Consider the following 25,131-nt stretch of genomic DNA (forward strand, 5'->3'; position numbering starts at 1 on the left):
TGTCCTTTAATCGATATCGGTATCGCTATCGCTATCGGGATCGCAATCGCTATCGGGATCGGGATCGCTATCGGAATCGCAATCACTATCGGGATCGGGATCGGGATCGAATCCGATATCGATATCGATATCGATATCGATATCGATACCGATAGCGATCATGTTGCGAAGGGCCAGGGGCCTACACGCCCACCTGGATGCCGCGGAAGCGCGTCGGACTGCTGCCGTGGCTCATCTCCGCCGTCTGCCCGGGCTGCCCCTTGCCACAGTTGGCCACGCCCACCAGTTTCCATTCCTCGGGGCCGCAGATGCCGTCGCAGGCCCCCCAGAACTCGGGCGTGATCCCCTGATAGGTGGGGTTCTTCACGATCCCGGCCAGCTTGCCCCGCCGGATGCGCCAGCCGATCTCGCAGCCGAACTGGAAGTTGAGGCGCTGCTGGTCGATGGACCAGCACTTGTTGGCGTCCATCATCACGCCGTCCTCCACGCCTCCGATCAGCTCCTCGAGGGTGCCGGCGCCGGGCATGAGCGAGAGGTTGTTGATGCGCGTGATGGGCAGGTGGAACCAGCCTTCGGCGCGGTTGCAGCCGCGGGAGGCGGGCTCCTCCACCCGGTGGGCCAGCTCGCGGTTGGTCATGTAGCCTGTGAGGATGCCCTCCTGGACGATGGGCCAGCGCTGCTGGCGCACGCCGTCGTCGTCGTAGCCCTGGGTGGCCAGCCCGCCGGGCACGGTGCCGTCCGCCACCAGGTTGACCAGCGGGCTCCCGTAGCGGAAGTGGCCCAGCTTGTCGACCGTGGCGAAGCTGGTGCCGGCGTAGTTGGCCTCGTAGCCCAGGACGCGGTCCAGCTCGCTGGCGTGGCCCACGCTCTCGTGGATCTGGAGGACCATCTGCTGCGGCAGCAGGATGAGGTCCAGCCGGCCGGCGGGACAGACCGGCGCCGTGAGCAGGGCGATGGCCTCCTCGCGCACCCGCTCGGCGTGGCCGGGCAGGTCGAGGGCCAGGATCAGCTCCCAGCCCAGTCCCATGTACTGGCCGCCGTGGCTCATGGGATAGCTCCGCTCCTGGGCTTCGCCTTCCTGCACGGCCGTCGCCGTGTAGCCGGCGCCGCTGCGGACCAGGCGCTGCTCGATGAGGGCGCCCTCGCTGTTGGCGTAGTGCTGGTGCTCGCGCAGGAAGCTCATGCTGCCCGCCGCCTCCTTGATGCGGGGATCGGCCCGCAGGATGCGGTCGCAGGCGTGGAGGATGCGCAGTTTCTCGCTCAGGTCCACGGTGAAGGGATCGATCTGCAGCGGGGTCTGCCAGAAATCCCGCCAGGCGGGTTCGGGCGCCAGCCGCACGCGCTCCTTGTTCAGGCCGGCGCTGGCGCGGGCGATGCGCACGGCCTCCACCGCCTTGGCCTTCAGTTCGGCCGGCTCGAGCCGGTTGGAGGAGGCGAAACCCCAGGCGCCGCCGGCCAGCACGCGGATGCCGAAGCCCAGATCCTCGCTGTCGGTCAGGCCGGCCAGCTCCCCGTTGCGGGTCCGCACCACCTGTCGGCGGGTGTGGATGATGCGCAGGTCCGCCCAGTCCGCGCCGGCGCCCAGGGCGGCGTCCAGCGCCAGGAGCAACATGTCCTTCATATCAGAATCCGCTTTCGCTGGTGAAGTGGAAGTCCCGGATGCGCATCCCGGGCAGCACGAAGCCGCCCCCGAAGAAGCCGCCATGGAGGACCTGGTCGCGGGTCACGGCGTCGATGTTGGCAAAGGCCTTGAACAGGCTCTCCGTGAAGCGCATGTTGTGCACGGCCCCCGTGATGCGGCCCTGCTCGATGAGAAAGAGGCCGTCCCGCGTCATGCCGGTCAGCAGCATCTCGTTGCGGTCCTGCACGTTGGTGTAGTGCAGGTGCGTGACATAGAGGCCCCGCTCGGTGCCCGCCACCAGCTCATCGAGCGTGGCCGGGCCAGGGGCGACCACCAGGTTGCCGGGAAAGGGGCCGTGGGGGTTGGGCCGGGGCAGGGCGTGGCCCGTGCTCTCCACGCCGGCCTGGCGGGCGGTGACGCGGTCGTGGACAGGGCCCAGGAAGACGCCCTCGCGCACCAGGGGCACCGCGCGGCGCGGGAGGCCGTCGAAGTCGAAGGGCATGCCGTCGGTGAGGGGGTGGTCCGCGTCATCGGTCACGGTCAGGAGCGGCGAGAAGAGCTGCCGCCCCACCTTGCCGGCGAGGGGACTGGTCCCCGCCAGGTGGTCCTGGGCGCCGAAACCCAGCCAGTTGAGGAACATGAGCAGGTCCGCCACGGCGGCAGGCGGCAGCACGACGGTCCAGGCCCCGGGTTCCGGCGCGCGCGGTGCGGCGGCCTGGCGGGCGATGCGGCGGGCCTCGCGGCTGAGCGCCTCCACGTCGACCCCGCCGTATGTCCGGGCCTGCCCCTCCGTCCAGCCCGAGGCGTCGGCGCCGTGGAAGGTGGTGGAGAAGCGGGCCGTGCTGCCCTGGTAGCGGCAGCGCAAACCGGCGTTGTTGGCGATGGCCAGCTGGGACCAGCTGTTGGTCAGGATGCCGCTGGCCTCCAGGCCCTCCTCGCGGGCCAGCTCGAAGGTGAGGGCCAGGCGCGCCGCCTTCTCCTCGGGACCCCAGGCGGCGGTGGCCTCATCCAGGCAATCCCGCTCCGGCGTCGGACAGGAGGCGACGAGCGGCTCCAGATCCTTGGCCGGCTCCTGGAAGGAGGCCACGCGACGGGCCGTCTCCACCAGGTTGCGGCATCCCTCCTCGTCCAGTCGGTTCGTCTCGGCCAGCCCCAGCCGTCCCTGGTCCAGCACGGTGAGATGCAGACCGGCATCCTGCTGGCTCAGGTTCTGCTGGATGCCGTTGTTGGCGAAGCGCGAGAGCGCCTCGCCGCCGGCGCTGAGGCGCAGCTCGGCCCGCTCCAGCCCGCGGCACAGCTCCAGGGTGTGGTCCAGCAGCTCGTCCTGCCGGGCCCGGGTGTATCCAATCATGTCCACTCCCGATCTACTGCGCATCCCAAACCCGACCTCCTTCGACCGGCGTGGTCGGGTGTCAACATCGATGCAGGTCGCCGCCGCGCCCTGCGCCCGGGGCGGATCAACGCCCGCCCTCCTCCGGCCCGGTCTTGAGACCCTCGATCAGGACCTCCAGTTGGGGGTTGCCCGGATCCGCCTCCAGGGCGCGCCGCCAGAGGGCCAGGGCCTCAACCGGACGGCCCTGGCGCAAGCGCAGGTGGCCCAGGTGGGCCAGGATCTCCGCGTCCGGCTCCCCGCGGCACAAATCATAGGCGCGCTCCAGCTGGTCCTCGGCGTCGGCGTAGCGGCCCAGCAGGAAGAGGATCCAGCCCAGGGTGTCGCGATAGGGGGCGCTGTCCGGCGCCTCGTCCACCGCGGCGCGGGACAACTCGAGGGCCAGGGCCAGATTCCCGCCGGCCAGGGCCAGGCTGTAGGCGTAGTTGTTGCGAAGGTTGGGTCCGGCCTCCCCACCCAGGAGGGACAGGGCCCGCGCGTAAAGGGCGAGGGCCTCGCCCTCGCGGCCCTGGCCCTGCAGCAGCGCCGCCAGGCGCGACCAGTGATCCTCGCTGCCCGGATCGACCACCAGCAGGACGCGCAGAAGGGACTCCGCCTCGTCGGGCCGGCCGCTCTCCTCCAGTGCCACGGCGAGCAGGCTGAGGGCGTCCGGGTTGTCCGGGTCCAGATGGCGCGCCAGGCGCAGCTCGCGCACAGCCATCGCGGCGTCGCCTTCCAGCAGGGCCAGGCGCCCGGCCATGAGCGGGTGGAAGGCCTCCAGGCTGTCCAGGGCGCGGCCCCGGGCGATGGCGGCGCGCAGGCCGTCCAGATCCTCCTGCAGGGCGGCCAGGCGGGCGCGCACCAACCAGGCGGCGGGGTCGGCGGCGGCCAGGCGCGAGCTGTCGATCCAGGCGGCGGCCTGCCGGGTCCGGCCATGGCGGGCGGCCCAGATCAGCATCTGCTCCCAGAAGAGCCGGGCGCGCACGCCGCGCCTCTCCCAGGCGGCGGCGTCCAGGGCCAGCAGCCGGCCGAAGCTGGCCTCTAGACCAGCGGCGCGGGCCATGTCCGGCCCGTCGCTTCCGGGGATGGGTTCCAGCAGCAGTTGGATGCGCAGGTGGGGAAAGAGGGTGTCGGGCAGGGCCGCCAGCTGGCGGACCAGCTCCCGGGCCCGGCCCTGCAGGTAGAGGCGGTCCAGCCAGATGACCAGCTCGGGGGCGGCGGGGCGGCGGGCCGCCAACCAGCGGCCGGCCGCGTCCAGGCCGTCGTCCTGGTCCTCCACCAGGCTGAGGCGGAAGAGGGCCTCGGCCGCCACGGCGGGGGCTCCCTCCAGCTCCAGGGCGCGCCGGTAGGCGGCCACGGCCTGGCGCAGGTCGCCCCGCATCTCGGCCAGGCTGCCCTGCAGGACAAGGCGGTCCACTTGCTCTTCCCCGTCGGGGAGCGGGCGCGTCGCGCCGGCGGCCAGGGCCGCCAGCAGCAGAAGAAGCGCCGCCACCGGCCGGAAGCCGCTTCCTCCCAGTGTCATCAGCGCTCCCCGCCGGGCGCCTGCAGCTCCTGGGCGGCGGGGCGCTCCCGCTGCACGAGGCGCATCACGTCGTTCTTCATGACCAGGACCATGACCAACAGCAGGAGGATCATGCCGGCCTGCTGGATCCACAGCTTGAGGCGGTTGGGCAGCGGCCGGCGGATGGCGGCCTCGATGCCGATGTAGACCAGGTGGCCGCCGTCCAGCACGGGGATGGGCAGGATGTTGAGGAAGCCGATGTTGACGGAGATGAAGGCCATGAAGCTGAGGAAGACGACGAGGCCGCCCCGGGCCGATTCCCCCGACATCTGGGCGATGAGGATGGGGCCGCCCAGATCCTTCAGCCCGGCCTCGCCGCTGAGCAGGGCGGCCACCGTGCGATAGGCCATCTGGCATTCCGCCCAGGTCTTGCGCAAGCCGGCCGTCACGGACTGGCCCAGGCCCGCCGGCACGATCTCCACCTGGGGCTCGATCCCGATCAGGCCCACCTTGCCCGTGCCGGGCTGCAGCGCCTCCACGGGAAGCACGCGGATGGCCAGGGTATCCGCTCCCGTCGGTCCCGGCCGCAGCACGAGGAGCAGGACCTCGCGGCCGGGCCGCTGATGGATGCTGCCCGCCAGGTCGGCCCAGCTGAGGACCGGCTCGTCGTCCACGCGCAGCACGCGATCCCCCACCCGCAGCCCGGCGAGCTGGGCGGGCATGTCGGCCCGCAGGCCGCCCAGGACCGGCTCCTCCGAGGCGCGGCCCACGCCCCAGAACCAGGCGATGAGGACGTAGAGGAGGACGGCGAGCAGGCCGTTCATCAGCACGCCGGCGCTGATGACAAAGGCTTTCTGCCAGCTGCGCTTGGACATGAACTCGTCGCTGGCGCCCGTGATCTTGTCCTCGCCGTCCAGGCTCTCGTCGATCATGCCCGCCATCTTGACGTAGCCGCCCAGTGGGAACCAGGCCAGGCGGTACTCGGTGGGACCCCGCCGCCGCTTCCAGAGGGCGGGTCCGAATCCGATGGAGAAGGTCTCGACGCGGATCCCCACGAGGCGGGCGGCAATGAAATGCCCCCACTCGTGCACCAGGATGATGACCCCGATCACCACCACGAAGGAGAGGACGGTCAGCAGCACGTTGCCCCCTGTTTGCCCAGCCGGCGCTCGGTCCGCCGGCGGGTCTCGCCATCAAGTTCCATCAATTCTTCCAGCTCCCGGTGGCCGCCCGCATAGGCGGCCAGCTCCTCCTCCACCACTTCGACGATGCGGCCGAAGGGGATGCGGTCCAGCAGGAAATGCTCGACCGCCACCTCGTTGGCCGCGTTGAGGACGCAGGGCCAGCCCTCGCCCCGCCGCAAGGCCTCGCGGGCCAGGCCCAGGGCCGGGAAACGGGCGGCGTCCGGCTCCTCGAACTCGAGACAGCGCAGGCGCGCCCAGTCGGGCGAATCCACCTCCAGCTCCTCGTGCCGCGGCCAGCAGAGCGCGTAGAGGATGGGGATGCGCATGTCGGGCAGGCCCAGCTGCGCCTTCACGCTGCGGTCCCGGAACTCCACCATCGAGTGGATGATGGACTGCGGGTGGATCAGCACCTCGATACGCTCCTCGGGCAGCCCGTAGAGCCAGGCCGCCTCGATGATCTCCAGCGCCTTGTTCATCATGGTGGCGCTGTCGATGCTGATCTTGTCCCCCATGGACCAGGTGGGGTGGGCCAGGGCCTCGGCCCGCGTGGCGCCGCGCATGCGCTCCCGCTCCCAGGTGCGGAAAGGGCCGCCCGAGGCGGTCAGCCAGATGCGGCGCAGGTCCTCCCGCACCTCGCCCTGCAGGCACTGGAGGATGGCGCTGTGCTCGCTGTCCACCGGCAGGAAGACGGCGCCGCGGCGGCGCACCTCCCGCATCACCGGCTCCCCCGCCGTGACGAGGGGCTCCTTGTTGGCGAAGCAGATGCGCCGGCCGGCGCGCAGGCCGCACATGAGCGGCTCGAGGCCCGCCGTCCCCGTCAGGGCGGTGAAGAGCGTGTCCACCCCCTCCCGCGCCGGCAGCTCGACCAGGGCCGGGCGCCCGCTCAGGACCTCGATGCCCAGGCCCTCCAGCTCGCGCCGCAGCGGGGCGGCGTGCGCCTCGTCCACGTGGACGAAGGCGGGGCGGAAGAGGCGGGCCTGCTCGGCCAGGCGCTCCCAGCGCCGCCCGGCGCTCAGCCCCGCCACCCGGAAGCGCGCCGGGTGCTGGCGGATGACATCCAGGGTGGACTCCCCGATGGATCCGGTGGAGCCCAGCAGCAGCACGCCGTCGCGGTGTGGCATCGGCCCTCTTGTCTAGAACAGGTTGAGCAGCGCGCCCACCGTGATGGTGTTGAAATCGCCCAGGGCATACTCGGCATTGATCCTGAGCAGGGGGAAGGGCGTGATGTTCACACCCGCCGCCAGCCGCACGGGATTGGAATCCAGGTCCAGGCCGACTTTCTGTCCCTCCAGGCCCGGGGCCCGGCTGGTGTAGTCCAGCTCCGTCCTGCCCTGGATCAGACTGATGCCGGCATAGGGCTCCAGCACGACAAAGGACTTGGAGACGATGAGATCCAGTCCCGTCGCCGTGGTGGTCAGCGCATCGCCGACCTGGAGGCGGCTCCAGTCCGCCTGCAGGCCCAGGCGGGGCATGAGCAGCGGGATGTGGAAAAGCTCATTGATCTCGAAGCGGAGGCTGGCGCCCAGATGCTGCAGGCTGCCCACCTCCTTGTCCAGCTCCAGCGACATGAAGCGGGCGCCGACCTGGAGGCCCTTGACCAGGCCCTTGCTTGCCGTCAGCATGGGCAGCCCGACCGCGCTGGCCTCGCTGCGGTCCAGGACGCTGCCCGCGGGCACGTCGCCGGAGCTGAAGGGCACGGAGACCAGCTTGAGTCCGACATCCAGGCCCAGCAAGCCCTTGGAGCGGGCGCCGTGGAAGGTCCCTCCCGAGGCCAGGGCGGTCAGGGCGTCGCCCAGGGGCTGGACGAAATCCTCCACCTGGCTCTTGGTCGTGCTCTCAAAGTCCTTGAACAGGTCGTCGAAGGAGGGGGCGGCCTGGGCCATCCCCGCCATCAGGCCAAGGGCGGCCAGCCACGTCATGCCCGTGCTTGCCATCTTCGTCTCCCGGCTAGGGGCGGTCACCCGCGGCGGGCTCCGCCGACTCCAGTTGCTCTTCGGGTCCCAGGCGGGCCCCGGCCAGCCAGGCGCGGGCTTCCATCCGCCGCCGCCCGGCCGGAGCCAGTTCCAGCACTTCCAACTCACCCACGCCGCAGGCGGCGAAGAGGCGCCGCCCCTCCGACCGCAACCGTCCCGGGGCAGCGGGCCGCCCCTCCTCCGCCACGCGGGTGCGCAGCAGCTGCAGGGGCTGGCCGCGGAAACGGGCCAGGGCGCCCGGCTCCGGGGAGAGGGCCCGCACTTGGTTGTGCAGGGCGGCGGCCGGGTGATGAAAATCCAAGAGGCGATCGGCCGGACCCAGCTTGGGCGCCGTCGCAAAATCGCCCTCTGGCTGTGGCCGCAAGCGGCCCCGGCCCGCCAACAGCTCCGCCACCGACTCCACCAGGAGGGCGGCGCCCGCCCCCATCATGCGCTCCCGCAGTTCGCCCGCCGTCTCGTCGGGCCCCACCGCCAGCTCCAGCTGCCCCAGGATGCGTCCGGTGTCCACCCCCCGCTCGAGCAGGAAGGTGGTCAAGCCCGTCCGCTCCACGCCGTCCATCAAGGCCCGCTCGATGGGTGCGGCGCCGCGGTAGTGGGGCAGCAGGCTCCCATGCAGGTTGATCGAGCCCAGGCGCGGCACATCCAGCAGCGCGGCGGGCAGGATGCGATAGGCCACCACCACGAAAAGCTCGGCCCCTGACTCCGCCAGCCGCCCACCCAGGGCGGGATCCCGCAGCCGGGCCGGACATTCCAGGGGAAGTCCCTCCTCGCGGGCGTAGGCGGCCACGGCCGTGGGGCTGGTCCTCCGGCCCCGCCCGGCGGGCTGGTCGGGCCGCGAAAGGACGAGGGCGATCTCGTGCCCGGCCTCGCGCAGGGCCCGCAGGGAGGGCAGGGCGAAGGCGGGGCTGCCCATGAAGACGAGGCGTGCCACGCGGTCAGAGATTGCCCCGCCGGCCCACCTGGGCCAGACGGCGCTTGAGGGTGGCCCGCCGGGCCGGACTGATGCGGTCGACGAAGAGGACGCCCTCCAGGTGGTCCATCTCATGCAGGATGACGCGGGCCTCCAGATCCTCGAACCAGGCCTCCTGCCCGGCGCCGTCCAGGTCCTGCCAGTGCACGCGGATGCGCTCGGGGCGCTCCACCTCCTCGCGGATCTCGGGGATGCTCAGGCAGCCCTCCTCCATCACGCAGCGGCCTTCCTGCTCCACGATGCGCGGGTTGGCGAAGGCCATCAACTTGAGGCCCTCGCCCTCGTCGACGGGCACGCCCACCACCAGGAAACGGATGGAGAGCCCCACCTGGGGCGCGGCCAGACCGATGCCCACGGCATCCACCATGATCTCGTACATCTGCTCGGCCAAGTCCCGCAGGGGGGGGCCGAACTCGGTCACCGGCTGCGCCCTCCGACGCAGGACCGGGTCGCCGATGAGGCGGATCTCCAGATCCCGCAACTCCTCCATGCGATCCTTTCCGGGCGGCTACTCGCTCTCGCCGCCCTTGCGGCTGGCCACGGCGCCGCGGCTCACCTCGACCACCGTGTTCTCGGCGATCTTGACCAGGAGCGTGTCCTCGCGCAAGTCCTTGACCAGACCGTGCAGACCGCCGTTGGTGATGATGCGGTCACCCTTCTTCACCGCCTCCAGCATCTTCTGATGCTCCTTCTGACGCTTCTGCTGGGGTCGGATGATGAGGAAGTACATCACGGCGAACATCAGACCGAAGGTCAGCAGCATGCCACTCATTCCGCCGCCCGCCGGCGCCGCCTGGGCAAATATCGGCATGAATCTCTCCCGTTGGTTGGATGGCTCGACTGCCGGAAGGTAGCAAGGGAGGGCGGGAGAGGGGAGGAGCCGCGTCCGCCAATCCCCGGCGCGGCCTCAGGGCGACACGGCCACGACACGGAAGAGGCAGGTGGCCGTCCAGCCGCCTCCCGTGGCCAGGAAAGTGGTCCCCGTCTGGGTGGCCAGGGTCGTCCATGGCTGGTCCAGGCCGGTCCTCATCTCCAGGCGATCGTGCGAGGCCCCGGGCACAGCCGGCCAAACAAGCCGGAAACCGTTGGCCACCCGTTGGATGGACAGCAGGGGGGTGGCGACAGGACAGGGCGGAAAGGGCTGGTCCAGGACAAGATTGCCCCACCAGACGATCTGCATCTGGATCACGGATCCAATGCGCCGCACTTGGCCGCACACGCTCAGTTCCCCGTCTGTGACATAAGGATAGGAGCTCCACAGGGGACCTGAAGGACAGCCATCCCAGTCAGGCATGAACACGATCTGGAAGGCGGGCGGGTCGCCCCAGGGTCCGATGGGGATGCCGCTGTGGATCTCGCCGCTCCCGAAATCGCAGACAAAGGTCGCCCAGCAACTGATCTGGTCCGCCGTCACGCCGGGATCCACGGCGGAGGCCGGCAGCTCGATGACGAACTGGGCGGGCAGCGTCCCGGCCCAACCCAGGATCAGCATCAGCTTCTTCATGGGGCCACCTCTTGCTCATGTGGCGCGGGAGGGGGCAGACCACCGGAGGCAGGGCAGATCGCACGGTCGGAAAGGAGGAACTCGCGGCTGGGACAAGCAAGGACTTTGCCGGCAGTGCCAGGAAGGGCGGGAGCAGATGGCCGCGCGGGAGGGCCACCGCCATGGGTCAGGCGGGCGGCTTCTCCCCGTCCACCACAAAATCCGGAATGCCGCCCACGATGGGATAGACACGGCCGCAGGCTGTGCAGCGGATCTCCGCCATACGGCTCCAATCCAGCTCGCCCTGGCAGGCGGGGCAGATGAAGAGCGGGCGCAGCTCCGGGGGAACGGGATGGGTCTGGTCCGGCATGGGAAGATCCTCCGTGATTGGAATCCGCGGCATCCGGCGGCTACTGGTCCGGGTCCTCCACCGCGCCCAGGAAGAGCAGGACGCCGCTCCCCTCGTCGACAATGGCGAAGAGGAAGGGGCGGTCGCAGATCATGACGGGGGGCGCGCCGCCCGGACCCACCGAGGTCACGCCCATCTCGACCACGGTGGCGGCGGCCGCCTCCGTGCCGGTCTCGTCCAGCTTGACCTTGGTCTTGTGCAGCACGCTCCCGATGGACAAGGGCAGGTCGGTCGCGGCCATGCGGGAGAACTCGGCCCGGTTCGGGTCGAAGGCCCGCGGCATGCCCAGGGCGCCCAGCGGCCGCGCGAGGTCCGTCGCGAACTCCGTGTCCAGGCGGGGCAGGCCCAGCACGACCCGGGTCTCCTCCCCCAACTGCCGCTTGAGTTCCCCGAACCCCGGCCCCGCCAGGCTGGCCAGGACCGTGTCCAGGCTCCGGTCCGGCGCCGGCAGCAGGAGGTAACAGGCGGAGGCCCCGCCCTTGTAGGACAGCCGCACCGCCTGCAGGAGGCCGGTCTCGACGTAGGGCAGGCGCCGGGTCGCATGCATCATCTCGACCTCGGCGCGCGAGCCGTCCCCCCGGCGGAAGGCCTCCTTCCGTGTCTCGCCCCGCTCGAAGGAGTGCTGCCAATCGGCCTTGAAGTAGACGGCGTTGGCCAGCAGAAGAATGGCCTGGGCGGGGACCTGGTCGATGATGCGGCTGATCATGCCTTTCGTGCCGCGCGCCACCCAGCCGTTGATCAGGTCGGCCAGGTCGGCCCTCGTGAAATCGAGGGTGGTGATCTCCGCGCCAAAGCCGTCGCGGTTGGCCGCGAGGAAGTCCGGGCGGAAGGCGACGCCCTGGCGGGCCCAGAGGGCGTTGGCCAGCAGGAGCTGCCGATCCGGCTGGCGGCCCAGTTGCTGCAACAGGGAAGCCCACTGGCGATTCGCCTCCTCCCGGCTCAGCGCGGTGGTGCGCAGCACCTGCCGCATCTGGCGCTCCGTCTCGCCCGTGGCCCCGTGGGCGGTCATGGCGAGGGCGGCGTGGACGGAGGCGGGCGAGACGAGCACGTTGTCCGCGGCGCCGCCCCGCGTGGCGCGCAGCAGGTCCAGGCCGAAGTCGTTGACGGCCGAGGCCAAGCCCTCGTCCAGCGACGCCGGCGATTCCCCCGGCCGCGTCTGGCCGGCGGCCCCGCGGCTCGCCTCAGGCGCGGCGGGCTCCCGGCAGCCGCCCGCGAGCAGCAGCGCGACAAGGGCGGCCCTCAGGTGGTGGACGACGATGGGACGGGCGCGACCGATCATGACAGTTTCCTCATCCGTTGGCCACTCCGACCTGCAGCAGCGGTCTCAGTTCCGGCGGGATGCGGACCGCCCGCCGCCCGCCGCCCGCGCCGGCGGCCATGAAGCAGTGGCGCGTCCAGCCGCTGTAGCACAGCTCCCCGCCACGCCGCACCTCGTAGTCGATGGCGAACTGGATGGGCGAGGGGCGGCCGGCCACCTCCTCACCACGGAAGCCGGCAAGCAGCTCCAGCTCGTCGTCGTAGTGGGCGGCGCGGTGGTAGTCCACATGCAGGGCGAGGACGGGCAGCCAGAGCCCGCCCTCTTCGAGGGCGCGGTAGCAGTGGCCGCTGGCCCGCAGGAGTTCGGTCCGCGCCTGGTCGAACCAGACGGCGGCGTGGGCATGGTAGGCGAAGCGCATCTGGTCCGTCTCGCCATAGCGGACGCGCAGCCGGCCCACCACCCGCAGGCCCCCGGCGCCTTGCTCAGCCATCGAAGACGCCCATCGCCTCGTATTTGGCGACACGGCGGTTGACGCGCTCGACCGGATCCAAGGCCTCCAGCTCGTCCAGGTGGCGCACGACGGCCTCCTTCAGGCTCATGGCGGCGGCGTTGTAGTCCTGGTGGGCGCCGCCCAGGGGCTCGCGCACCACCTCGTCCACCACCCCCAGCTTGAGCAGGTTGGGGGCGGTCAGGCGCATGGCCTCGGCGGCGTCCTGGGCGCGCCCGGCGTCGCGGAAGAGAATGGAGGCGCAGCCCTCGGGGCTGATCACGGAATAGATGCTGTGCTCGAGCATGAGGATGCGGTCCCCCACGGCCAGGGCGAGGGCGCCGCCGCTGCCCCCTTCGCCGATGATGACGGTCACCACCGGCACCTGGAGGCGGGCCATCTCGAAGAGGTTGCGGGCAATGGCCTCGGCCTGGCCGCGGGCCTCGGCTCCCAGGCCGGGATAGGCGCCCGGCGTGTCCACCAGCGTGATGATGGGACGGCCGAAGCGCTCCGCCGTCTTCATGATGCGCAGGGCCTTGCGGTAACCCTCGGGCTGCGGCATGCCGAAGTTGCGGAAGATGTTGCTGCGCGTGTCGCGCCCCTTCTGGTGCCCGATGAAGGCCACGGCGCGGCCGCCCAGGCGGCCGAAGCCGGCCACGATGGCATGGTCGTCGGCGAAGGCGCGGTCGCCGTGCAGCTCGGAGAAGTCGGGGCAGATGCGCTCCAGGTAGTCCAGGGTGAAGGGGCGCAGGGGGTGGCGCGCCACCTGGACGGTCTGCCAACAGCTGAGCGAGCCGTAGGTCTCGGCCTTGAGGCGGGCCAGCTTCTCCTCCAGACCGGTCATCTCCTGGCGCATGTCCATGCCCGTGGTGTGGGAGAGGGCGCGCATCTCCTCCAGCTGCCGCTCCAGGGCGGCCACCGGCTTCTCGAACTCGAGGGGTTGTGCCTGTGCCATGGCGCTCCTCAGATTCGGCCCAGCAGGGCCCGCAGTTTCAGTTTCCACACCATCCAGATCGCCTCGCGGACGATGGCCTTGCTCATCTTGCTGTGGCCTTGCAGGCGGTCCACGAAGATGATGGGCACCTCCCGGATGGACAAGCCCTTGCGCCACACCATGAAATTGATTTCGATCTGGAAGCTGTACCCACCGCTGTGGACGCGCTCCAGGTCCAGTTGCTCCAGGGTGGACCGGCGGAAGCATTTGTAGCCGGAGGTGGCGTCGCGCACCGGCATGCCGGTGATCCAGCGTGTGTAGAGGCTGGCCCCGTAGGAGAGCAGCAGGCGCGAGAGCGGCCAGTTGACCACGTTGATCCCCGTCTTGTAGCGGCTGCCGATGACGAGATCGCAGTCCTCGATCTGGCGCAGGAACTCCTTCAGCACGATGGGATCGTGGGAGAAGTCGGCGTCCATCTCGCAGACGGCGTCATAGCCGCGTGCGATGGCCCAGCGGAAGCCCGTCACGTAAGCCGTGCCCAGGCCCAGCTTGCCCGGCCGGTGGAGGACCATCAGGCGTGGCTCCCGCTCGGCCAGCCGGTCCGCCAGGCGGCCCGTGCCGTCCGGGCTGCCGTCGTCCACCACCAGGATCTCGAGGCGCGGATCCTGCCCCAGGACCTGGGCGCTCAAGGCCTCCAGGTTCTCGGCCTCGTTGTAGGTCGGGATGATGACGAGGACGCGCTCGGGTCTCATGATGCTCCGCGGATCAATTGATCGACCACATTTGCGGCTGGTCCCGCAGCCAACCGCGCAGGGCTTGCTCGATGGCGGGGAAGCGCAGGCCCAGGGCCCGTTCCGTCTCCTCCACCACCAGGCCGCCCTCCCGGGGGCGGGGCGCCGCCTGCCCCAGCTCCGCCGTCGTCAGCGGACGCACTAGCGAGGCGTCCAGTCCCTCCAGCCGGGCCAGGAGCAGGGCCATGGCGTGGCGCGACATGCGGCCGCGCGCCGCCACGTGGAAGATGCCCGTGCGCCGCATCCGCAGCGCCGCGTCCATGGCGCGGGCCAGGTCCAGGGCCCAGCAGCAGTTGCCCACCTGGTCGGTCACCACCCGGATGGGCCGGCCCCCACGCAACTCGCCCAGGGTCCATTCGAAGAAGTCGGGCTTGAGGCCGTGGCCCTTGCCGAAGAGGACAATGGTGCGGAAGATGGCCGCCGGGATGGCGGCGCCGCGCACCAGGTTCTCGGCGGCCAGCTTGCTCTGCGCGTAGACGCCCGTCGCTCCCGGGGCGTCGTCGGGCCGATAGGGTCCACCCCGGCCGTTGAAGACAAAGTCGGTCGAGACCTGCCCCAGCCAGACGCCGTGCGGCCGGCAGCACTCGACCAGGGCCCGCGTCAACTCCACATTGGTCCGCCAGCAGGCCTCGCGCTTGGTCTCGGCGCCGTCCACGTCCGTCCAGGCGGCGGCGTTGATCACGGCGTGGGGACGGAAATCCAGGAAGAGCGGCTTCAGCTCCCGCCGCGAGACTCCTTCCAACGGATGGTAACGGAAGGAGGGGTGGGAGACGAAGCTCCGCTCCTCCACCCCCAACCCCAGGACGCGGGCCTCCGGCAACAGGACGCGCAGCAGGTGCTGGCCCAGGCGGCCGTGGCAACCCGCCAGGAGCACGCGTGGACGCGTCGCCTCCGTCACCCCCGGCGGCGGGACCAGCCCGGCGACAATCACGACAGACGGGCGCCGGCCGCCATGAAGGCATCCAGGCGGGCGGCCAGCTCCGGGTCCCCCAGGGACAGGATGCGCGCCGCCAGCACGGCGGCATTGATCGCTCCCGCCTTGCCGATGGCCACCGTCGCCACGGGAATGCCGGCCGGCATCTGCACGGTGGCCAGCAGGGCGTCCAGCCCCCCCAGGGGCGAGGCGTCCAGGGGCACGCCGATGACGGGCAGGCTGGAATGGGCGGCCACCACGCCCGCCAGGTGGGCGGCCATCCCGGCGCCGCAAACAATGACCGCCACGCCGGCGCGGCGCGCCTCGCGCGCCAGGCGGGCCGTCTGCTCCGGGTTGCGGTGGGCGCTGGAGACCTTCATTTCGGCCTGGATGCCGAAGTGCCGGTAATAGGGCAGGGCCGCCTCGAACACGGCGCGGTCGCTTTCGGAGCCCATCAGGATCAGCACCTGGGCAGGGGTCATGGCGTCGGCTCCTTCGCTTGCACGGGTCCGATGGGACGCCCTTCCTCGTCTGTGCCCGTGAAGGTGGCCACCAGCATGCTCAGCTGGTGCAGGAAGGGGGATTTGGGTCCACCCGGATTCAGGACCGCGGCGTCAATATAAAAGGTTCTGCCCTGCGGCAGGCCGGCCGCGCCCGGCACGTGGAGGGCATAGAAAAGGAAGGGGCCGCCGCCGATGAAGGCGTCGGTGCCCCAGAGTCCCTCCAGCAGCCGGGCCTCCAGGCCGCCCAGGCGCACCGTGCTGAAGCGGCCATGGCTCGGTTCCGAATAGTCCTTGTCCCAGTAGAGGCGACCCAGGCGGGCCCGCACGGCGCGCAGGCCCTCCTCGCTCAGGCGCAGGCTGTCGGGGCCGTCCACCCAGTGCACGGTGATCCAGCGGTCGGGATTGAGGCGTCGCAGCCGGACGAAGGGCGGCGCGGCGACGCCCTGCACCACGAACCAGTCCGGCGGAATGGCCAGGCGGAAGCCGCAGGCGATGGCAAGGCTGTCGGCCAGCTCCTTCTGCAGGCGCGTGCTGCGGTAGCCTTCCCGCTCCATGGCCTGCTCGTGCTCGAGGAACTGGGCGCGCACCTCCCCCACGCGCTCCAGGACCTGCCGGCGGAAGCTGGCGGGGTTGGGGGCGGCCAGGATGACCAGGAGCTGGTCGCGGGCGAAGGCGTCCGGCTTGCGGAAGAGGAAGGCCTCCTCCTGCTGGATGCGGTCGCGCACGGCGGCCCCCAGCAGGCCCTCCAGGAAGCGGCCGACCGGACCCTCGGGCGGTCCGTCGGAGGCGATGATCAGGCTGCGCCGCGCCAGGTACATCTCCAGGCGGGCGGGATCGGCCCAATGCCAGCCCATGCGTCGCTCGGGAATGGGCGTGATCCAATGATCGACGAAGAGGCTGTCCAGCAAGGGGGCCAGGGCCTCGTGGCGCGTGCTGTCGGCCAGCACGGCCACCTCCCAGCGCTGTCCCTCCGAGCGGGGTCGCGTGCAGCCCCCCAGCGCAAACGCCCCTGCCAGGATGATCAGCAGGACAAGCGGACGGATGGTTGTCATGGCTCCTCTCCTTGGTCGGTCGGGCGCGGCGGGCGCGCCACCAGGTGGCCTGCGCCCAGCCCTTCCGCCGCTTCCCGCAGGCCGGGTCCGTCCAGCCCGCTCTGGAAGGCCTGCTCGAGCAATCCCAGCGCTTCGGCGGCGCCCAGGGCGCGGGCCCGGAAGCGCACCCAATCGGCCATGCGCTCGCTGCGCGCCAGGGGCGTGGTGGGAGCCTGCACGGCCATGGAATGGAGACGGTCCGTCTCCTTGACCAGCTGCGTCGCCTGGGAGGCGTCGTTGGCCTCCACGGCGCGGAGGGCCGAGGCCTCGAAGATGACGGCCAGCAGGCCGAAGGCCGCCGACGATCCGAAAGCGCCGTTGCCGCCGCGCGCGAGCTGTTCGTTTCCCTCGTCGAGGACGCGGACCACGGCGGCGCGCGCCCCGTGCAGATCCCCTTGTTCCAGCAGCGCGGCCGCCCGCGCCAGCCGTCCGTCGACCGTGGCGGGATCGGTGGCGAACTCGCCCTTCAGGGCGGCCAGCCGCTCGTCCAGCGCCGCCGCGTCCACCCGGCGCAGGATGTGGATCTCCTCGTGGTCGTAGTAGCGCAGGCTGAACTCGGCGGGCTCGTCGTCGATGGCCAGCCCCAGCACGGTGGGCAGCGTTTGGAAGACGGTGTCGGTGGCAAATCCCAGCCGCCCGGCGAAAAGCTCCTGGTAGAAGCGGAGTTCGGCCCGGTAGCGCCCGTTGCGCTCGTAGCCCAGCTTGCGGTTGGATTCCAGGATGGCGGCCCACTCGACCTGGCGCAGGCGGTCGACCAGGAAGTCCAGCTTTTCGCCCTCGGTGGCGCCCGTGGCGCGGTGGATGGTGGGGATCTCCAGGCAGACGTTGCGGTAGCGCGGCATGTGGATGACGGTCTTGATCGTATTGGCGCTGCGCTCGTGGAGCAGGGCGGCGCCCGCCGGCAACCGGGCGGCCAGCCAACGGCCCGCCGCGATGCGGCTGTCCTCCCGGTCGTGGACGGAGGCAAGGGCGGCGGTCCAGCCCAGCGAGGGGAGGGCCACGGCGGCGGCCAGCGCCCAGGCCGCGGCCGTGGCGCCCCGCCCGCGCCGGGAGGCCCAGGCCAGCAGGTCGGACAACCCCACGGCGGCGGTGAGGGCCAGCAGGGGCAGGAAGGGCAGGGCATAGCGCATGAAGAGCACCTTGGCCCCGCCTGTCAGCAGCAGGCCGGGCAGCAACCAGATGAGAACCAGCCAGTCGGCCCGCCAGCGCCGCCAGGCCATCCAGGGCAGGGCGGCCAGCCCGGCCAGGAGCAGGGCGGGACCCGCCGCCCACCACAGCACCTTGCCGATGAGAAAGGGAAAGGGCAAGACATGCTCGAACTGGATCTGGAAGGGGTAGAAGAAGTCTCCCCGCACGTTGCGCAGGATGTGGACCAGTCCGAAGGCGTGGTCGGCGAAGAGGTAGCTGCGCCAGTCCAGGATGGCGTAGGGATTGAGCGCGAAGAAGATGGCCACCACCCCCGCCCCCGCCCCCAGCAGGCGGAGGGAGAAGAGGCGGCGCAGCAGGATCCGGCCGGCGGGGCCGGGTCCGGCCGGCAGCGGGTCGCGCAGCAGCTCCGCCAGGATGAGGGGCAGCACGACCAGCACGGCGTTCACCTTGGTGGAGACGGCCAGGCCGGCGGCCAGCGCGGCCAGGGCCAGGTCCAGGCGCCCCGGCGCCCGGAGCAGGCGCGCGCTGTGGGCGAAACTCCAGAGGGTGAAGAAGACCATGGGCATGTCCACCGTCCCGAAGCGCCCGCTCTGGGCATGGAAGGCCGCCCCGGCCAGCAGCAGCGCGGCCAGCCGCGCCGCCGGGAAGCCATGGAGGGTGAGGGCCGCCCAGTAGAGCATGGGGATGCAGGCCAGGCCCAGCAGGGCGGTGAGCCAGCGCACGGCCAGCCAGGTGGCGCGGAAGGAGCGGGGATCCTCCTCGTCGAAGGGGCGGATGTCGCCCAGCAGGGCCCGCGCCTTGACCACCGCCACGTGCAGGTAGATGGTGGTGGCGCCGTAGAGGCTGTAGTCCACTTGCTCGCCGTAGAGCTCGCCTGTGGGCCGCCAGGAGTCCGACTCCGTGAAGAGGCGGGCCGCCCGGATGTTGGAGGCCTCGTCCGGATGGAAGGCATGGAAGCGGCCCGGGCCGGTGGCGTCGGGCGCGGCGGGATCGAAGTCCGTCCAGCCCCAGTCCAGGCCGTTGACCCGCCAGCCGGCCGCCAGGACCAGGATGGCCAGCAGGACCAGATCAAGACGCCAGCTTCGCCCGGCCAGGCGCAGTTCGGCGAAGCCCGACTTCAGCGCGTCTCCCATCTCACACCTCCAGACGGATTCCAAGAGCGGTGGCCGGGATGCTCAGCGCCGGGCCGGCCCGTAGGCCCCCCGCGCCCGGCGGGCGACAATGTGGAGCAGGCCCCGCAGGCTGCCCGCCGTGTCCCGCAGGAGGCGGACGCGCGTGTCCTCGTCGTTGGTCCAGGTGACCGGCACTTCGCTGATGGCGTAGCCCAGGTGCCGGGCCAGGAAGAGGATCTCGGCGTCGAAACTCCAGTTGTGCAAGGTCTGGCGGGCGAAGATCTCGCGGGCCGCGTCCCGCCGGAAGATCTTGAAGCCGCAGGTGAAATCCGTCACCCGCACTCCGGCCAGCGCCTGGGCGAGCAGGGTGAAACCCTTGCCCATCGTCTCGCGCAGCCAGGGCTGGTGGCGAGCGATGATGGCCTGCCGGTTCTTGCGCGTGCCGATGAGGACGGGCCGCCCGGCGGCCAGTCCGGGCAGGAAGTGCTCAAGCATGGCCATGGGGGTGGATTCGTCAGCGTCGCAGAAGAGGATGTAGTCCCCCGCCGCTTCCAGCATGCCACGCCGCACGGCCCCGCCCTTGCCCAGGTTCCGCTCGTTGGCGAGGCCCCGGAAGGAGCGGGCCGCCGCCGCCGCCGCGCGCGCCGCGGCCAGGGTGCCGTCGGTGGAGCCGTCGTCCACCACCACGATCTCGTGGTCGGGGGCAAGGCGGTGGAGCACCTCGATGGAGCGGGCCAGGGCCGGCCCGATGCGGCGCTCCTCGTTCCAGGCGGGGATGACCACGCTGAGCCGGCCCTCAAACATGGCCCGCCTCCCGGTCGTCGACGAGCAGGGGCGGCGTCCAGCCCAGCTCCGCCACGGTGCGCCGGCCGCCCAGACGGCAGGCCAGGGCCATGCTGTGGGGGTAGTGCCGCAGTTGCAGCAGGGCCTCCGGCACGCGGCGTCCCGCCTGGATGCCGTGGCGGGCGCGCAGATCCCCGGGCAGGGCGACCAGCCAGCCCCCCACGCCGCACAGGCCGGCCCAGGCATGGCGCGGTCGTCCGGCGGCCAGATAGGACAGGATGGCGGCCCCGTCGAGCAGCAGGCGCACCGGCAGCCGGCGCAGCAGGGTGCCGGCGCCCGCGTTGCGCACCAGCATGCGCAGGCTGTTGCGATGGTTGAGCAGGATCTTGCGGGGGGATTCCGCCCCCAGGCTGTAGCCGCTGTGGTGCCGCACACGGCCTTGCGGGGCGGATGCGATCTCCCAGCCGGCCAGGCGCAGGCGCCAGTCCAGGTCGATCTCCTCCATGTGCATGAAGAAGCTTTCCTCGAGCAGGCCCACCTCGCGCAGGGCCTCCAGCCGCAGGATGCAGGCCGTGCCCGAGGCCCAGGCGATCAGGCGCGGCTCCCGCCAGTTCTCCCCGTCCTCCTCCAGGTGGCCCAGCACCCGGCCCAGGGCGAAGGGGAAGGCGTAGACATCCAGCAGTCCGCCCGCGCCCCCGCTGTAGTCCAGGCGACCGGGGAAGGGAATGGAGAGCAGGCGCGGCTGGGCGGCGCCCAGGCGGGGGTGGGCATCCAGGAGCGCGGTGAGGGCCTCCAGCCAGCCCGGCTGGGGCTCCGTGTCGTTGTTGAGCAGGACGGCGTAGACGCAGGCGGGATCGGCCAGGGCGACGCGCAGCCCGGCGTTGCATCCCCCGGCGAAGCCCAGGTTGCGCTCCTGGACCAGGACCTCGACGAAGGGAAAGTCCCGCCGCGCCGCCGCGACGCTGTCGTCGGGGCTGGCGTTGTCCACCAGCAGCACGCGGCAGCGGCCGCTGTCCTCCCGCAGGGTCCTCAGGCAGGCCGGCAGGATCTCCCGTCCGCCGGCGTGGGGTATGACCACACAGACGCGCCGGGGCGTCGCGCCACCGGTCTCGGCCGGAGGCGGGGTGGATTCCGCGGGGCGCGTCACCTCCGGGCGACCGCCTGGATCGAGTCCAGCTTCGCCTGATAGCGGGCCAGGCGGGCCGCGGCGCCGCTGTCGCCGGGATAGAGGGCAAGCCAGGCCTGCACCTGGGTGAGCGCCTCCTGCCACTCGCCCCGGATCTCCAGCGAGCGCAGCAGGCCGGCGGTCGCCTCGTTCAGGCCGGGCTGCTCGAGCAGGACGCGGCGGTAGCGCTCGCCCGCCAGGGCGTGCTCGCCGGCATCCTCCAGCACATAGGCCGCCTCCAGGCGGATCTTCTGGGAGGGGTCCATTTCCGCCATGCTGTCCAGGATGGCCAGGCCGCGCGTCGTTTCCTTGAGCGGATGGATCCAGTAGCTGCCCAGGTAGAAGAGCTCCTCCTGGCGCAGGGTGGCGGGGTCGAGCGCCTCCAAGCGCCGTCGCAGCGCCTCCGGATTGCCCAGCCGCTCGAAGAGCAGGCCCAGCTGCATGGACAGCTGCGCGTTGTAGGAGGGCACCACCGTCTCGGGCAGACGCAGGTCCATGCGGTTGAGCACGGCGAGGGCCTCGTCGCGCCGGCCCAGGCCGTCCAGCTCCAGGCCCATCTGGATGAAGGCGCTGCGGTAGTTCTGCACCAGCTTGCGGATGTTGTCGTCGTAGTAGACGCCCGTGTTGTCCAGGTTGCGCAGGTTCCCCCCGATGATGTCCAGGTTGGCGCCCAGCACGTCCAGGTCGATGGCGTTGACCCGCTGGGGTCGGTCCATCACGCGGTAGGCCAGCCCGTCCATGCGCAGGTTGGCGTCCAGGCCCACGAAGTTGTCCCGCGCCACGGTGACGGCGAAGTAGAGGGGCCGCCTCCATTGGTTGGCCTTGAGGATCTCCAGGATCATGCGGTCCTGGACGCGCAGGAAGTTCCGCTCCTTGTTGCCGTCGCCCATGGGGATGAGCATGGTGGGCGTCACCCGGATGACGTAGGGCTGCCCCGCCCGGTCGCGCATGGGCACCTTGTGCCAATCCTCGCGGGCCAGGGGCCGCCCCGCCGCGTCCCGCCACACCTCCGGCCCCCAGTAGCGCCAGGCGAAGGCCTGGTCGCCCTGTCCGTCCAGGGCGGCGCTGATCATGGCATCGGTGAAGGAGGAGCCAAGGGGCACGATGGGCGCCACGTCCCGCAGCTGGCGCACGTACCAGCCCGTGTTGAGCAGGCTCAGGTTGACCACCCGCACGTCGGTGCGGAAGCCCTCGACGATCTGCAGGTACCAGAGGGGGAAGGTGTCGTTGTCCCCGTTGGTGAAGAGGATGGCATCCGGCTCGAGCGTGGCCAGGGCGTTGCGGGCGTAATCCTGGGCCACGTAGTTGCCGCTGCGGTCGTGGGTGAAATAGTTGGCGCGCACCATGTGGACGGGCAGCGCGATGAAGAGCAGCACGGCCGTCGCCACCTGGACGGGGCCGCGCCAGCGGCCGGCCCAGCGGCCCAGATCCTCCATCAGGGTCCAGCAGCCCAGGCCAATCCAGATGGCGAAGGCGTAGAAGGAGCCGACGTAGGCGTAGTCCCGCTCGCGGGGCTGGGGATTGTCCTGGTTGAGGTAGATGACGATGGCCAAACCGGTGAGCAGGAAGAGGTTGCCCACCGTGAAAGCGCGCTTCCAGTCCCGGCCGAGGTGGGTGGCCAAGCCCCAGAGCCCCGCCAGCAAGGGCAGGCCGAAGAGCTGGAATGTCCAGATCCCGCTCTCGATGTCGCGTCCGATGAAGTTCCAGTTGAAGTAGCGGATGTACATGTGGCGGATCTGGTAGTCCCAGAAGGGCGCCTTGCGGTCCAGCAGCTGGGTGACGATGGACTCGCTGCCATACTGCTCACGGCTGAGGTAGGCGATCAGTCCGGCCAGGGTCTCGGGATCGTTCTCGTCAAGCGGTGGATTGAGGTCGCTGCGCACCAGGATGAGCACATAGCTGAGATAGCCCAGCACGACCAGGAGCAAGGCCGCCGCCCCCAACGCCAGGGGCCGGTTGCCCCGGCGGCGGGCCGCCAGGTGCAGGGCGCCCAGCCCGGCCAGCAGCGCGAGCAGCAGGGCGAGGCCGGCCCATTCCCCACCCAGGTCCCCCGCCCACTTGATCAGCTTGGGCAGCCACAGCACCACGCCCGGATAGATGGGCAGGATGGCCAGCACACCGAGGCCCCAGAAGAGGAGGAAGTGCTCCAGGCGGAAGGGCTTGCCCTCCTGCCAATGGAAATAGATGACGAGAAAGACGAGGGGCAGGGCCAGGACATTCAGCAGGTGGACGCCGATGGCCAGCCCCACCAGATAGAAACTGAGCAGGAAGATGCGGTCCCCGTCGTGGTGGCCCCGCAGCTCCAGGTCGTGCCAGACGAAGGCCAGCCAGACCACCAGCGCGGTGAAGAGCATGCTGATGGCGTAGACCTCGGCCTCCACGGCGTTGAACCAGAAGGTGTCGGTCGCCATGAAGGCGAGGGCGCCCAGGGCGGCGCCGGCCAGCTCCGGCCAGTGCATCCGCTCCACGGGCTTCCAGTAGCGGATCAGCTGCACGATGGTCAGGTAGAGCAGGAGCACGGTCAGGGCGCTGCTCAGCACGCTGATGAAGTTGATGCGCGCCCCGATGTCGGCGAAGAGGGGCAGCATGGTGAAGAGCCGTCCCAGCAGGAGGTAGAAGGGGGCGCCGGGGGGATGCGGCACGGAGAGACTGTAGGAGGAGGCGATGAATTCCCCGCAATCCCAAAAGCTGGTGGTGGGCGCCATCGTCAGGAAGTAGAGGACGAGGGCGGCCAGGAAGACCAGCAGGGCCGTGATGCGGTGCCAGGTGCGGAAGGCGAAGCCGGAGGCGGCGGCATCCGGCAGGGCGGTGTCGGGGCGTGGAGCAGTCATCCCTCTCCCAATCGATATGAAGCGATTCTGTGCCGCCAAGGTAGGAAAATGAGGACCCGGGGCGAGGCCGCCCGGCGGGCGGACTCCCGTCTCCCCCACATGCGGCGGGCCCTCCTTGTGGGAGGGCCCGCCTACCGACCATGCCACGGATATTCAGACCAAGACGCCGGTGGGGACCTTCTGGCCTCGCCGGCCTCCCGCCCTGCCAGGGGAAGGAGGCCACCGCTTCGCCTCCTGCCTCTGACGCGACAAGGATAAGCCTTGGATGTTAACGGCAGTGTTAACGGCGTGGTATCAATTCCAGTTAATGGCGCGGATCGTGACTGTCCAAGGGCGGGCCCGCCGCAGAGAATCCCCGTCCTCGCCGTCAGGTGTGACGGGCAGGAGCGGCCTCCCGCGGGAGCCGCCCCCCATCGAATCCAAACATGGGGCCGCTACACTGGGTGGGCAGAGGAGGATCCAGCATGCGCCCATCCCATTGCCCGTTGGAGGCCCAGGCCGGACTGCTGCCTTCACCCGTGGTGCAGGCGGTCATGCGGAAGGGGGAGCTGCTTCTATCCTGGACAGCCATTCCCGAGGCGGTGGACTACGTGGTGGAGTGCGCCACCCTGTCCGACACCGAGTGGTCGATGCTGGCGGCCACGCCCATCCGGCACCACGCCATGCCCATCTGCGGCAGCCGGCTCCTGATCCGGGTGCGGGCCCGCCGCTGAGATCCGCCTTCCTTTCCATCTGGTGTGACGAGCAGGGGCGGTCTCCCGCGGGAGCCGCCCCCTGTTCCATCTTCGTCATCGGCAGGAAGCTTAGAAGCCCAACTCCTCCAGGCGCTCGCGGGCCAGCTCCGCCTCCGGCCGGGTGGGCCAGCGCCGGCGCACCGTCTCCAGCAGTTGGCGGGCCTGCTCCGACTTGCCGTTCCCGGCCAGGATCATGGCGCGGCGCACCATGGAGGCCGGCACCTGGGAGTGGTCGGGGGCCAGGCGCTCGAAGGTCTCGTACTGGCCCAAGGCGGAATCCGGCTGCTGCTCCGACAGCCAGGTGTCGGCGATCCAGTAGTGGCAGAGGGGCACCATCTCGCCCTTGGGGTAGCGGCTCAGGTATTCGCGGAAGCCGGAACGGGCCAACTGGGGCAGACCGCGCACCCGGTCGAGCGTGGCCTGGTTGTAAAGCCAGGAGGGATCGGCCTGGGCCAGGCTGTCCCGTTGCTGGCGCAGGCCCTGGCGGGCCAGGATCAGGTTCAGCTCGTCCACTTTCTGCGCCAGGCGCCGGTTGTAGGTCTGGGCGTCCTCGAGGGTGGAGCGCACCTCGCCGATCAGGTTGCGCAGCTCGTCCGTTCCCTGCAGCTGCTCGGCCTTGAGCAGGCGCAGGACGGCCTCGGTTTCCCGGAAGCGGTCCTTGAGGAACTCCACGCGGCCGATGAGCAGGCTGTCCTGCTCCGTCTGGCGGGCCTCCACCCGATCCACCTTGCCCCGGATATGGGCCAGATCCTCCTGGAACCCCACGATCTCGCCCCGCGAGGCGCAGCCGCTCCAGGCGGCCAGACCCAGCAGGATCAGCGGGAGGAAACGCTTCATCTGTCTCATCCTTGTCTCGTTGGCTCCTGCCCT

At 70.7% G+C, this 25,131-nt stretch carries 25 protein-coding genes; 1 reads left to right on the forward strand and 24 read right to left on the reverse strand.

Going from position 1 to position 25,131, the window contains the following annotated elements:
- Window positions 1-6 precede the first annotated feature (6 nt).
- From Q8O14_08720 to Q8O14_08830, 23 genes are all read right to left on the reverse strand, one after another.
- Window positions 7-162 (reverse strand): hypothetical protein, encoded by a 156-nt coding sequence (locus Q8O14_08720; protein ID MDP2360822.1) that lies wholly within the window; start codon window positions 160-162, stop codon window positions 7-9.
- A gap of 19 nt (window positions 163-181) precedes the next feature.
- Window positions 182-1,621, reverse strand: a complete 1,440-nt coding sequence (locus tag Q8O14_08725; GenBank protein MDP2360823.1) for a TldD/PmbA family protein — start codon at window positions 1,619-1,621, stop codon at window positions 182-184.
- A gap of 1 nt (window position 1,622) precedes the next feature.
- Window positions 1,623-2,972 (reverse strand): metallopeptidase TldD-related protein, encoded by a 1,350-nt coding sequence (locus tag Q8O14_08730; protein MDP2360824.1) that lies wholly within the window; start codon window positions 2,970-2,972, stop codon window positions 1,623-1,625.
- 106 nt (window positions 2,973-3,078) lie between these two features.
- The gene (locus Q8O14_08735; GenBank protein MDP2360825.1) at window positions 3,079-4,512 is read right to left on the reverse strand and encodes a tetratricopeptide repeat protein; all 1,434 of its coding nucleotides are present in this window, start codon (window positions 4,510-4,512) and stop codon (window positions 3,079-3,081) included.
- On the reverse strand, window positions 4,512-5,633 hold the full coding sequence (gene rseP / locus Q8O14_08740) for an RIP metalloprotease RseP (GenBank protein MDP2360826.1): 1,122 nt from the start codon (window positions 5,631-5,633) through the stop codon (window positions 4,512-4,514). The genes Q8O14_08735 and rseP overlap by 1 nt, the downstream gene beginning before the upstream one ends.
- Window positions 5,624-6,796, reverse strand: a complete 1,173-nt coding sequence (gene dxr, locus Q8O14_08745) for a 1-deoxy-D-xylulose-5-phosphate reductoisomerase (protein ID MDP2360827.1) — start codon at window positions 6,794-6,796, stop codon at window positions 5,624-5,626. Before dxr ends, rseP begins: the two co-directional genes overlap by 10 nt.
- Window positions 6,797-6,808: 12 nt before the next feature.
- Complete coding sequence (locus tag Q8O14_08750; GenBank protein ID MDP2360828.1) at window positions 6,809-7,609, reverse strand: hypothetical protein; 801 nt, start codon at window positions 7,607-7,609, stop codon at window positions 6,809-6,811.
- Window positions 7,610-7,622: 13 nt separating this feature from the next.
- The gene (locus Q8O14_08755) at window positions 7,623-8,579 is read right to left on the reverse strand and encodes a methionyl-tRNA formyltransferase (GenBank protein ID MDP2360829.1); all 957 of its coding nucleotides are present in this window, start codon (window positions 8,577-8,579) and stop codon (window positions 7,623-7,625) included.
- A 4-nt stretch (window positions 8,580-8,583) separates the two neighbouring features.
- Window positions 8,584-9,108 (reverse strand): peptide deformylase, encoded by a 525-nt coding sequence (gene def, locus Q8O14_08760; protein MDP2360830.1) that lies wholly within the window; start codon window positions 9,106-9,108, stop codon window positions 8,584-8,586.
- 18 nt (window positions 9,109-9,126) lie between these two features.
- The gene (gene yajC / locus Q8O14_08765) at window positions 9,127-9,429 is read right to left on the reverse strand and encodes a preprotein translocase subunit YajC (protein ID MDP2360831.1); all 303 of its coding nucleotides are present in this window, start codon (window positions 9,427-9,429) and stop codon (window positions 9,127-9,129) included.
- 96 nt (window positions 9,430-9,525) lie between these two features.
- Window positions 9,526-10,122, reverse strand: a complete 597-nt coding sequence (locus Q8O14_08770) for a hypothetical protein (protein ID MDP2360832.1) — start codon at window positions 10,120-10,122, stop codon at window positions 9,526-9,528.
- A gap of 166 nt (window positions 10,123-10,288) precedes the next feature.
- Entirely contained in the window at window positions 10,289-10,471 is a 183-nt protein-coding gene (locus tag Q8O14_08775) for a Trm112 family protein (GenBank protein MDP2360833.1), read from the reverse strand.
- A 40-nt stretch (window positions 10,472-10,511) separates the two neighbouring features.
- Window positions 10,512-11,789: a serpin family protein gene (locus Q8O14_08780; GenBank protein MDP2360834.1), complete on the reverse strand. Its 1,278-nt coding sequence runs from the start codon at window positions 11,787-11,789 to the stop codon at window positions 10,512-10,514.
- Window positions 11,790-11,799: 10 nt separating this feature from the next.
- Entirely contained in the window at window positions 11,800-12,258 is a 459-nt protein-coding gene (locus Q8O14_08785) for a thioesterase family protein (GenBank protein ID MDP2360835.1), read from the reverse strand.
- Window positions 12,251-13,210, reverse strand: a complete 960-nt coding sequence (locus Q8O14_08790) for an acetyl-CoA carboxylase carboxyltransferase subunit alpha (protein ID MDP2360836.1) — start codon at window positions 13,208-13,210, stop codon at window positions 12,251-12,253. Before Q8O14_08790 ends, Q8O14_08785 begins: the two co-directional genes overlap by 8 nt.
- Before the next feature lie 8 nt (window positions 13,211-13,218).
- Window positions 13,219-13,941 carry a polyprenol monophosphomannose synthase gene (locus Q8O14_08795; protein MDP2360837.1) on the reverse strand — a complete coding sequence of 241 codons (723 nt, stop codon included), beginning with the start codon at window positions 13,939-13,941 and terminating at the stop codon, window positions 13,219-13,221.
- A 13-nt stretch (window positions 13,942-13,954) separates the two neighbouring features.
- Window positions 13,955-14,854, reverse strand: coding sequence for an SDR family oxidoreductase (locus Q8O14_08800; GenBank protein ID MDP2360838.1), 900 nt, complete (start codon window positions 14,852-14,854; stop codon window positions 13,955-13,957).
- A 53-nt stretch (window positions 14,855-14,907) separates the two neighbouring features.
- Window positions 14,908-15,375 carry a 5-(carboxyamino)imidazole ribonucleotide mutase gene (gene purE / locus Q8O14_08805; GenBank protein ID MDP2360839.1) on the reverse strand — a complete coding sequence of 156 codons (468 nt, stop codon included), beginning with the start codon at window positions 15,373-15,375 and terminating at the stop codon, window positions 14,908-14,910.
- Window positions 15,372-16,448: a DUF4837 family protein gene (locus Q8O14_08810; protein ID MDP2360840.1), complete on the reverse strand. Its 1,077-nt coding sequence runs from the start codon at window positions 16,446-16,448 to the stop codon at window positions 15,372-15,374. Before Q8O14_08810 ends, purE begins: the two co-directional genes overlap by 4 nt.
- A complete protein-coding gene (locus Q8O14_08815; protein MDP2360841.1) occupies window positions 16,445-18,769 on the reverse strand; it encodes a phospholipid carrier-dependent glycosyltransferase in 2,325 nt (774 codons plus the stop codon). Before Q8O14_08815 ends, Q8O14_08810 begins: the two co-directional genes overlap by 4 nt.
- 42 nt (window positions 18,770-18,811) lie before the next feature.
- Window positions 18,812-19,552, reverse strand: coding sequence for a glycosyltransferase family 2 protein (locus Q8O14_08820; protein MDP2360842.1), 741 nt, complete (start codon window positions 19,550-19,552; stop codon window positions 18,812-18,814).
- On the reverse strand, window positions 19,545-20,678 hold the full coding sequence (locus tag Q8O14_08825; GenBank protein ID MDP2360843.1) for a glycosyltransferase family 2 protein: 1,134 nt from the start codon (window positions 20,676-20,678) through the stop codon (window positions 19,545-19,547). Before Q8O14_08825 ends, Q8O14_08820 begins: the two co-directional genes overlap by 8 nt.
- Window positions 20,675-23,527, reverse strand: coding sequence for a DUF2723 domain-containing protein (locus tag Q8O14_08830; GenBank protein MDP2360844.1), 2,853 nt, complete (start codon window positions 23,525-23,527; stop codon window positions 20,675-20,677). Before Q8O14_08830 ends, Q8O14_08825 begins: the two co-directional genes overlap by 4 nt.
- Window positions 23,528-23,991: 464 nt before the next feature.
- On the opposite strand from Q8O14_08830, the gene Q8O14_08835 reads away from it, so the two are divergent.
- Window positions 23,992-24,240 carry a hypothetical protein gene (locus Q8O14_08835; protein MDP2360845.1) on the forward strand — a complete coding sequence of 83 codons (249 nt, stop codon included), beginning with the start codon at window positions 23,992-23,994 and terminating at the stop codon, window positions 24,238-24,240.
- Between the two features lie 90 nt (window positions 24,241-24,330).
- Here Q8O14_08835 and Q8O14_08840 read toward each other — a convergent pair whose 3' ends face one another.
- Complete coding sequence (locus Q8O14_08840) at window positions 24,331-25,098, reverse strand: tetratricopeptide repeat protein (protein ID MDP2360846.1); 768 nt, start codon at window positions 25,096-25,098, stop codon at window positions 24,331-24,333.
- Window positions 25,099-25,131 lie beyond the last annotated feature (33 nt).

Source organism: bacterium (assembly GCA_030685015.1).
Classification (GTDB): domain Bacteria; phylum CAIWAD01; class CAIWAD01; order CAIWAD01; family CAIWAD01; genus CAIWAD01.

Bases quoted from the DNA above. Each gene is read 5' to 3' on its own strand.
- Q8O14_08720 (MDP2360822.1), bottom strand. From the start codon at position 162: ATGATCGCTATCGGTATCGATATCGATATCGATATCGATATCGATATC.
- Q8O14_08725 (MDP2360823.1), bottom strand. From the start codon at position 1,621: ATGAAGGACATGTTGCTCCTGGCGCTGGACGCCGCCCTGGGCGCCGGC.
- Q8O14_08730 (MDP2360824.1), bottom strand. From the start codon at position 2,972: ATGATTGGATACACCCGGGCCCGGCAGGACGAGCTGCTGGACCACACC.
- Q8O14_08735 (MDP2360825.1), bottom strand. From the start codon at position 4,512: ATGACACTGGGAGGAAGCGGCTTCCGGCCGGTGGCGGCGCTTCTTCTG.
- dxr (MDP2360827.1), bottom strand. From the start codon at position 6,796: ATGCCACACCGCGACGGCGTGCTGCTGCTGGGCTCCACCGGATCCATC.
- Q8O14_08750 (MDP2360828.1), bottom strand. From the start codon at position 7,609: ATGGCAAGCACGGGCATGACGTGGCTGGCCGCCCTTGGCCTGATGGCG.
- def (MDP2360830.1), bottom strand. From the start codon at position 9,108: ATGGAGGAGTTGCGGGATCTGGAGATCCGCCTCATCGGCGACCCGGTC.
- yajC (MDP2360831.1), bottom strand. From the start codon at position 9,429: ATGCCGATATTTGCCCAGGCGGCGCCGGCGGGCGGCGGAATGAGTGGC.
- Q8O14_08770 (MDP2360832.1), bottom strand. From the start codon at position 10,122: ATGAAGAAGCTGATGCTGATCCTGGGTTGGGCCGGGACGCTGCCCGCC.
- Q8O14_08775 (MDP2360833.1), bottom strand. From the start codon at position 10,471: ATGCCGGACCAGACCCATCCCGTTCCCCCGGAGCTGCGCCCGCTCTTC.
- Q8O14_08780 (MDP2360834.1), bottom strand. From the start codon at position 11,789: ATGATCGGTCGCGCCCGTCCCATCGTCGTCCACCACCTGAGGGCCGCC.
- Q8O14_08785 (MDP2360835.1), bottom strand. From the start codon at position 12,258: ATGGCTGAGCAAGGCGCCGGGGGCCTGCGGGTGGTGGGCCGGCTGCGC.
- Q8O14_08790 (MDP2360836.1), bottom strand. From the start codon at position 13,210: ATGGCACAGGCACAACCCCTCGAGTTCGAGAAGCCGGTGGCCGCCCTG.
- Q8O14_08795 (MDP2360837.1), bottom strand. From the start codon at position 13,941: ATGAGACCCGAGCGCGTCCTCGTCATCATCCCGACCTACAACGAGGCC.
- purE (MDP2360839.1), bottom strand. From the start codon at position 15,375: ATGACCCCTGCCCAGGTGCTGATCCTGATGGGCTCCGAAAGCGACCGC.
- Q8O14_08810 (MDP2360840.1), bottom strand. From the start codon at position 16,448: ATGACAACCATCCGTCCGCTTGTCCTGCTGATCATCCTGGCAGGGGCG.
- Q8O14_08815 (MDP2360841.1), bottom strand. From the start codon at position 18,769: ATGGGAGACGCGCTGAAGTCGGGCTTCGCCGAACTGCGCCTGGCCGGG.
- Q8O14_08820 (MDP2360842.1), bottom strand. From the start codon at position 19,552: ATGTTTGAGGGCCGGCTCAGCGTGGTCATCCCCGCCTGGAACGAGGAG.
- Q8O14_08830 (MDP2360844.1), bottom strand. From the start codon at position 23,527: ATGACTGCTCCACGCCCCGACACCGCCCTGCCGGATGCCGCCGCCTCC.
- Q8O14_08835 (MDP2360845.1), top strand. From the start codon at position 23,992: ATGCGCCCATCCCATTGCCCGTTGGAGGCCCAGGCCGGACTGCTGCCT.
- Q8O14_08840 (MDP2360846.1), bottom strand. From the start codon at position 25,098: ATGAAGCGTTTCCTCCCGCTGATCCTGCTGGGTCTGGCCGCCTGGAGC.